The 7,187-nt window shown below is 52.6% G+C and carries 10 protein-coding genes; 4 read left to right on the forward strand and 6 right to left on the reverse strand.

The genetic code is table 11. The features are described 5' to 3' along the window. Positions 1–171 precede the first annotated feature (171 nt). A complete protein-coding gene (locus ACT3TC_RS16740) occupies positions 172–594 on the forward strand; it encodes a hypothetical protein (protein ID WP_444641071.1) in 423 nt (140 codons plus the stop codon). 79 nt (positions 595–673) lie between these two features. Here the strand turns inward: ACT3TC_RS16740 and ACT3TC_RS16745 are convergent, their stop codons facing one another. The 3 genes from ACT3TC_RS16745 to ACT3TC_RS16755 are packed head-to-tail and all read right to left on the reverse strand — an operon-like array spanning position 674 to position 2,774. After that, on the reverse strand, positions 674–1,636 hold the full coding sequence (locus ACT3TC_RS16745; protein WP_087107824.1) for a ribonuclease Z: 963 nt from the start codon (positions 1,634–1,636) through the stop codon (positions 674–676). 27 nt (positions 1,637–1,663) lie between these two features. Continuing rightward, a complete protein-coding gene (locus ACT3TC_RS16750; RefSeq protein ID WP_444641072.1) occupies positions 1,664–2,128 on the reverse strand; it encodes a hypothetical protein in 465 nt (154 codons plus the stop codon). A 49-nt stretch (positions 2,129–2,177) separates the two neighbouring features. Further along, positions 2,178–2,774 carry a tetratricopeptide repeat protein gene (locus tag ACT3TC_RS16755; RefSeq protein ID WP_444641074.1) on the reverse strand — a complete coding sequence of 199 codons (597 nt, stop codon included), beginning with the start codon at positions 2,772–2,774 and terminating at the stop codon, positions 2,178–2,180. A 671-nt stretch (positions 2,775–3,445) separates the two neighbouring features. On the opposite strand from ACT3TC_RS16755, the gene ACT3TC_RS16760 reads away from it, so the two are divergent. Continuing rightward, positions 3,446–4,573 (forward strand): glycerol dehydrogenase, encoded by a 1,128-nt coding sequence (locus ACT3TC_RS16760; protein WP_087110182.1) that lies wholly within the window; start codon positions 3,446–3,448, stop codon positions 4,571–4,573. Positions 4,574–4,624: 51 nt separating this feature from the next. Here the strand turns inward: ACT3TC_RS16760 and ACT3TC_RS16765 are convergent, their stop codons facing one another. From ACT3TC_RS16765 to ACT3TC_RS16775, 3 genes are all read right to left on the reverse strand, one after another. After that, positions 4,625–4,915, reverse strand: coding sequence for a GNAT family N-acetyltransferase (locus ACT3TC_RS16765; protein ID WP_444641076.1), 291 nt, complete (start codon positions 4,913–4,915; stop codon positions 4,625–4,627). 119 nt (positions 4,916–5,034) lie between these two features. Continuing rightward, positions 5,035–5,682: a glutathione S-transferase gene (locus ACT3TC_RS16770; RefSeq protein WP_444641084.1), complete on the reverse strand. Its 648-nt coding sequence runs from the start codon at positions 5,680–5,682 to the stop codon at positions 5,035–5,037. Positions 5,683–5,742: 60 nt separating this feature from the next. After that, a complete protein-coding gene (locus tag ACT3TC_RS16775) occupies positions 5,743–6,396 on the reverse strand; it encodes a DsbA family oxidoreductase (protein ID WP_444641078.1) in 654 nt (217 codons plus the stop codon). A gap of 188 nt (positions 6,397–6,584) precedes the next feature. On the opposite strand from ACT3TC_RS16775, the gene ACT3TC_RS16780 reads away from it, so the two are divergent. Next, positions 6,585–6,857 (forward strand): type II toxin-antitoxin system Phd/YefM family antitoxin, encoded by a 273-nt coding sequence (locus ACT3TC_RS16780; RefSeq protein ID WP_444641080.1) that lies wholly within the window; start codon positions 6,585–6,587, stop codon positions 6,855–6,857. Beyond that, positions 6,838–7,110, forward strand: coding sequence for a Txe/YoeB family addiction module toxin (locus ACT3TC_RS16785; protein WP_444641082.1), 273 nt, complete (start codon positions 6,838–6,840; stop codon positions 7,108–7,110). Before ACT3TC_RS16780 ends, ACT3TC_RS16785 begins: the two co-directional genes overlap by 20 nt. Positions 7,111–7,187 lie beyond the last annotated feature (77 nt).

Consider the following 7,187-nt stretch of genomic DNA (forward strand, 5'->3'; position numbering starts at 1 on the left):
GTAACTAATATAAGCACCGTGTTTTAGCGAATAGATGCGCAAAAAAAGGGGTAGTCTATTTCTCGTAAAGCTCGCTATTGGGAGTGCTGTACCTTTAATCTCCGCCAAAGGGCTTGATCAAGACGAATCTCAGATTACCCTTCAACTACCCCACCGCCGGTGACACTCGCCATGATGAAAACAGCGTTAGCCCTAGGCACCATGATACTGATCAGCGGGTGTAATCAAGACACCAATACCGCCGCATCAAGTGCCGCCGATTCAGATACGGTAGCCGAGCAAAGCCAGCTCTCTCACGAGGTTACCGATCAATGGGTCGGCAGATGGACTGGTGTGGAGGGTTTATACCTTGAAGTCCAACAGGACGAGACGGCAGGCCCCGGCCATTATCTGCTTGAAATGCAGTACGGCCTGGACGCCGACCAAAGCGGCACATTCGAAGGGCAAGCCACAGACGACGGCATTAGCTTCAGCCGCGATGACGGCCAGCAGCTACTCCGCGCCGGAGACGGCGAAGCCACCGGCATGAAATGGCTAGCGGATAAAGAAGACTGCCTGGTAGTGCAGGCGGGTGAAGGCTACTGCCGCGACTGATTTTCCCGGCAATCACAAGAAGCGGCTACCTGCTTTCGGGTAGCCGCCCATTCGCAAGAATCGTTAAAACCGGGAAAACTTATTCGCTCGCCACTTCAGAAAAGTGGCCCGACTTATCCAGGCTAAATTCAAGAAAATCTCGCGCCAGGTAAAGCGCGCCCGAATAGGCGCTTTGGGCCTCTTTGCGGATATCCTCGATAGAGGGCGATGCCAGGGGGTTGAGCTGATAACGCGGGCTAAAGTGCGTCAGCACCAGGTTGGGCAGCGCTACCGTTTCGGCAAAATCAGCTACAAGCCTGGCGTAGCTATGCCCTACTTCAAGCGCCTTCTGGGCCATTTCCTGCGTATACGTGGCTTCATGCACCAGCACTTGCGCCCCAGCGCACGCGTCCCACAACAGCTCAGGCTGGGCATTGTCTCCTGCGATGACCACTTTCCTGGCCTCATGCTTGAGGAGTAAGCACTCATGGCTTGTTAATGTCTCACCCGCGAACTCAATATCGAACCCTTTTTTCAACTGCCCCCACAACGGCCCTCTGGGAATCCCCTTCTGGATGAGCTTTTCGATATCCAAGGCAGCATCGACGTTTTTCTCTGTCAACGCATAGGCATAAGATGCCACCCCATGGGAAAGTTTGAACGTGGCAACCGCCATGTTTTCAAACTCAATGCTCGGCAGGTCATCTGAGCAGATAAACTCCAGCGCGAAGGGCAAGCTTAGCTGCGTGGCCTCGCAAGTAGCCTCCCACCACGCTTTGATGCCTGCGGGTGCGACAATGGTAAGCGGCGCTTTTCGGCCGTTCATTCCCGCACTCGCCAGTATGCCCGGCAGCCCATAGCAGTGGTCGCCGTGCACATGGGTAATCAAAATGGCGTTTAATGAATGAAACGACAGCTTCGTACGCAAAACCTGATGCTGGGTGCCCTCTCCACAATCAATCAGGTACCAGCCTTTGCCCTTGCTCTCGCGCAAAGCAATGCCAGTCACATTTCGGCTTTTGGTGGGCACACCGGCGGAGGTGCCTAGAAAGAGCAGGTTCATAATTATCCAAGTGATTTGAAACTCGGCTTAACACAGCCTGCACAAGACGTTATGACTTGAAATCGGCTTCTTCTGCAAGCAAAACAACGATGATTGTGGGTTTTCAATTGGTACTTTCCTGCTCCTTAACGTACTTGTAATCTGCCAAATATCCCACTTCGCCACCACAGGAGCATTGATCGACCGCTTTTCGCGTAACAACCTTCTCGCATTGAACGCAGAACTGTTCATGCCGCCGCCTTCTCTTCCTGCAATATAGAAACACGACAAGATAAATAGTGACTCCCAGAAGCGCGTAAAACGGTAAACGCCCAAACAGCCCCCCCAACTGACAGGATCAAGGCTGCTTCTATATTTTGAATAGCCAACCTTTTGCGAGGTTGTAGCCATAAGCAGTAGAAAAAGCGCCATGAAACCCGGCTGTAGCGTCACTTGCCCCAGTCCATTGAGCGCCCACAGTACTTTTTGAATATTGACGATGATGCTCAACAATTGAAAAAAAGCGTTCGCTGGTAGATATAATGTACTGCCGTTTAGCACCCTACGACTTAAATCTATTTAGTCGACCCAGTACCTCCTGTGCCTCGGGCACACCTGCAGCGGCCGATTTTTCTATCCACTCACAGCCTTTCACATAATCCTCGTAGCCAGCCCAGCCATCAATGAGCGCCAGTCCCCAGTTATATTGGGAAAGCGAATGACCTTTATGGGCTGCTTTCTCGAAGTACTCACCGGCCTTGACGTCATGGACGGGCACAAACTGCCCTAGCATGTGCATACAGCCCAGTTGAAACTCCGCCTCTATACACCATTTGCCATTTAGACCTGCGATTTTTTCAAAATACTGGTAAGCCTTGGCATGATCCTCCTTTACCCCCTTGCCATTGAGGTAGCGATAACCAAGCCCAAGCGCTCCTTTTTCGCCTCCCAGCGCATCCAGTTGCTTGAGGTGGCGGACTGACCTCGCCTCGTTATTATCTTCGAAGCTGGCCGCCATAAACTGATGATAGGAAATACATAATTTTTTCCAGGTAGCGTTAGGTAGCCATGCTTTGAGAACAGGCTGTTTAACGTCAGTGTTTACCCGGCGCAGGCGGGGAATACGCTTGAACGGGCCAGAGCCAAACGTCCACTTCAAGGTAGCGTCATGAATGGGTGCAGCGCACTCTTTACAGATCAGTCGCGTTCTATAAAGAGGCCTTGCAATGCTTAAAGAGCTAAGCAGCAGCAGACCCAAAAAAGCGGCTATATCGTTTGCTACATAAAAGATGAGAGCGCCAAGTCCCATCACGAATATAATTATCTGGAGTGCGATAAGGGCGATATTGCCAAATGTGATCGGCACTATGTATTGCGTGTTGCCACCACAGTTAGAGCAGCGTACTGCTTCATCTAATTTCCGTTTTTTCAAAGATCACCTGCTCTATCTCCTGTACCGCTAACTATCCACTATCAGATGCTTGCTCAGGCTCACCGCGTTGATGTCAGGGTAGCCCCGTCGGCTATAAACAAACGCTGCTTTCCACCCAATGTGATTGTTGCACCTGTTACCCGTCTTTTAGTACCGGATTCATCGCTCTGCACTATATTAAAAGAGCAGTCACCTACACAAATATCTCTTGATAGTAACAGGCCTTAACCTGCTGCTAGCCTTTCCACACCTAAGCTAGCGTGGCCAAGATACAAACCTGCGACAAGGCTGACAGCGGTCAACATAAGCACTAATAAGTCACACGAACGCAATACACATGCACCTTTCATGTGTTACCAATGGTTAGGCAACCCACTCTCTTTTAGGGACGATTTGCCATGACAGCCATCAACGAGAAAGTCTTTATCAGCCCCGGCCGCTACGTGCAGGGGGAAGGTGTTACCGCCCGCGCCGGACACTATGTGTCAGCGCTCGGAAAAACGGCGCTGCTGATTGCCGACGATGTGGTTTGGGACATCGCGGGTAAGGAGCTTAGCGCGAGCCTGGAAGGCGAAGGCGTTAGCTTCGAGCGCGCAGTGTTCGAAGGTGAGGCTTCTACCCGCGAAATCGACCGCCTCGTTGAGCTCGGCCGCAAGCAGCAGGCAGATGTTGTTATCGGCTTTGGTGGCGGTAAAGCCATCGACACTGCCAAAGGTGTGGCTGAAAAGCTCGAAGCGGCCTGTGCCATACTGCCAACCACTGCTTCTACCGATGCGCCTACCAGCGCCCTGTCGGTCATCTACAGTGACGATGGCGAGTTTGAGTCCTACCGCTTCTACAGCAAGAATCCCGACCTGGTACTGGTCGATACCGGCATCATCTGCAAAGCGCCGCCGCGCTTTCTGGCCTCGGGCATTGCTGATGCACTGGCCACCTGGGTTGAGGCCCGCGCCGCCATCCGCGCTAACGCCAACAACATGGCGGGCGGCAAAGCCACGTTGCTGGGTGCTACGATTGGTGAGAAATGCGAAGACATCCTTTTTGAGCATGCCATGCTGGCCTACCAAGCCAACGAGGCGCAGATCGTCACGCCCTCATTTGAAGCCGTGGTTGAGGCCAATACCCTGCTCAGCGGCCTGGGCTTTGAAAGCGGCGGCCTGGCGGCAGCGCACGCCATTCATAACGGCTTTACCGCCCTGCATGGAGAAATCCACAACCTGACCCACGGCGAAAAAGTAGCCTACGGCACGGTCGCGCAGCTGATTCTCGACCAAGCGCCGCAAGCGGAGCTTGAAGAGTATTTAGATCTCTATTTGGCGCTGGGCCTACCGGTGACGCTGAAAGCGCTGAAGCTTGACCAGGCAAGCGAGGAAGATCTTTATCGCGTAGCCGAAGCGGCGCTTAAAGAGGGTGAATCAAGCCATAACTTGGCGTATGAGCTAACACCCAAGCAGATTGTTCATGCTATTAAAGCGGTGGATGTGCACGCGCGGGCGTTTATGGAGAAGGTTGGCCTGAGCGAATAAAGCCAAGAGGCGGAGCGCTGCGGCGCTCCGCTCTGAATAGCCGTTACGAAGTTACTGCGTTGTGATTGGCTTGATCATCGCTAACGCCCCCGAATCACCCCTGCCTTTTTCCACAAACCCCAACGCTTGATAAAGGCGAAAAGCGGCTGTATTCGACTCATACACATTGAGTGTAAAACTGCTTACGTGGCGCTGCGAGGCCCCTTGCTCCATCAGCGCGACACATAGCGCTCTCCTCCCCCGGAAATTCAATCCAAGTTCTTCGGCCACATGGACTTTCAAGCCGAAGGCTTCCAGCATTTTGGCAACAGGGCTGCAAACCGGGCATCCCGCAAAGAGCATTATCAAACGACTTAATGCGGCTTACGCCCAAAACAGGTAAGGCAATCGCGGCCAGTGGGACGTGCTAACCATCGACCAAACGAGTGATACGCCGATAAGGAATTAACAGGTAGCGCTTTTCAAAATGGAAAAACCACCACGTCATCCCCTTCTTGCCATGGATGAAACTTGGTCATGGCCTGCAGAAAAAATGCGTGCTCCAACCAGTGTTGTAGCCACCGCTGCAGGTGCGGATAAGGTAGGCTATAAAAAACATCGCGATCTACATGGGCGAATTGGCGGATAAAAGGCATGATGCCAATATCAGCAATGGTCGCGTCATCTCCCAGAAGATAAGGCTTTTGAGTCAGCTTCTCCTCTAAAACCTGTAAAAAAGCTTCACCCCGTTGCCGGTACTCTGCCTGGGTCATTTCGAGATGTCGGTCGGCGTATTTATAGCGATCCAACCAATGTTTAAATTCATTATCGTTTTGCTCGATCAGGGCATTGGCCTGAGTCCTAACCTTCGCATCTAACAGCCCTTGCGGATCTTGTTGCTCAAGCGCCCACACCATTATTTCTCGGCTCTCTTCGATCACAGTACCAGCAAAAAGCTGTAAAACAGGCACAGTGCCTTTCGGGCTAATCGCTAGCATCTGGGCCGGTTTGTTCTTCAATGTGATTTCGCGCAGCTCCACCGGTAACTCAGCAAACAATAAGCCGAGCCGGGCACGCATGGCATAGGGGCAGCGACGAAAAGAGTAGAGGCGATGAAGTGATGACGTCATGGACATTTTTCACAGTTGAATTGAAGTCAGTAGACTCGGTGACCACTCTAAAGCGAGACGTTAGCCGTTCGCGTTTTCTTCAGCCACCTGACGAAGCGCATCGACCAGCACGTCAGCGGGCTGGGCACCAGAAATCAGGTAGCGGCCGTCGAGGATGAACCCCGGCACCGCACTCACCCCCGCCTCCATAAATCGCTGTTGTGCCGCTCTAACCTCGTCCGCATACTGATCAGACCGGGCAATGGCTTCGGCAGTGTCACCGTCAAGCCCAACCTCAATGGCCTTTTCGCGAAGAACCTCTGGGTCTGAAGGGTTTTTCGCCTCACCGAAGTAGGCATCAAACAGGGCCAACTGCAGGGCTGTCTCTTGGTTTTGCGTTCCAGCCCACGCAAGCACGCGGTGGGCATCGAACGTATTGTTCGCCCGCCGCTCCTGCGCGCCACGGAAGTTTAATCCAAGCCCTTCGGCCACTTTCATAATCTCGCGCTGAGACTGCTCCATGGTGGCCGCATCCTTGCCGTACTTTTGGCATAAGTGCTCCAGGATCGGCTCGCCCTCAGGCGGCATGTCGCGGTTGAGTTCGAAGGGCTGCCAGTGCAGCTCGATATCGATCTCGCCCTTCAAGGTTTCCAGCGCTTGTTCCAGACGGCGGTAGCCGATGGCGCACCACGGGCAGGCAACATCGGACACCAAGTCGATTCTTACCTTCTGCATGATGGATCTCCTCGTCAACTTCGGTCATTAAGGCTAAAACGCCGAGCCTTGGCTTGTATCACGAAAGACATAACCCAGGCCAAGGCTACCACCCCCTTCCCCTCATATAGAAATTCAATAACCGGTTTGGTCCGCCAAGCCATCTGGGTGTATATTTGTACGGAATACCCGTACATAAAGGTGGCCTTATGGACACTATTAGCGTTAACAAGTTTAGAGACAATCTAAAAAGTGTCGTGGAGCAAGTCATCAGCCGTCACGAACCTCTTAAGGTAACTCGGCGTGCTGGTGAAGCGTTTGTGGTTATCAGCGCGGACGACTGGGAGAGGGAGCAAGAAACACTCCACGTACTGCAAAGCAATAACCTTATGCAACAAATTGCTGACTCTCTTGAGACACATCAACGCCGCCAAGGTTATCAACCGACCAAAGAGCAAATGGATGAGATCACTGGTATTTGAGGGGAATACCTGGGAGGCGTATGAAGCCATGCGTGAAAAGGACAAACGCCTGCACAAAGCGCTCTGTAAATTGCTCAAGGAAATGCTACGTACTGACGACTCCGCCTCTGGCTTGGGCAAGCCTGAACCGCTCAAACACAACCTGACGGGGCTATGGTCTAAGCGAACCTCACAAAGAGACCGCTTGATATACCGATTCGACGATACCGCCATTTATATCTTCGCTATCGGTGGTCATTACGATCAACACTAAAAGGGATTAGCTCTGCAGGAAGTCATGAGCGACCCAGCGTTGTTATCACCATGCTCCACTCCTAGAAAAAGCCACTT

The sequence above is a fragment of the Halomonas sp. AOP27-A1-41 genome, assembly GCF_052378605.1.
Taxonomy (GTDB): Bacteria; Pseudomonadota; Gammaproteobacteria; order Pseudomonadales; family Halomonadaceae; genus Vreelandella; species Vreelandella citrativorans.

Bases quoted from the DNA above. Each gene is read 5' to 3' on its own strand.
- ACT3TC_RS16740 (WP_444641071.1), top strand. From the start codon at position 172: ATGATGAAAACAGCGTTAGCCCTAGGCACCATGATACTGATCAGCGGG.
- ACT3TC_RS16745 (WP_087107824.1), bottom strand. From the start codon at position 1,636: ATGAACCTGCTCTTTCTAGGCACCTCCGCCGGTGTGCCCACCAAAAGC.
- ACT3TC_RS16760 (WP_087110182.1), top strand. From the start codon at position 3,446: ATGACAGCCATCAACGAGAAAGTCTTTATCAGCCCCGGCCGCTACGTG.
- ACT3TC_RS16765 (WP_444641076.1), bottom strand. From the start codon at position 4,915: ATGCTCTTTGCGGGATGCCCGGTTTGCAGCCCTGTTGCCAAAATGCTG.
- ACT3TC_RS16770 (WP_444641084.1), bottom strand. From the start codon at position 5,682: ATGACGTCATCACTTCATCGCCTCTACTCTTTTCGTCGCTGCCCCTAT.
- ACT3TC_RS16775 (WP_444641078.1), bottom strand. From the start codon at position 6,396: ATGCAGAAGGTAAGAATCGACTTGGTGTCCGATGTTGCCTGCCCGTGG.
- ACT3TC_RS16780 (WP_444641080.1), top strand. From the start codon at position 6,585: ATGGACACTATTAGCGTTAACAAGTTTAGAGACAATCTAAAAAGTGTC.
- ACT3TC_RS16785 (WP_444641082.1), top strand. From the start codon at position 6,838: ATGAGATCACTGGTATTTGAGGGGAATACCTGGGAGGCGTATGAAGCC.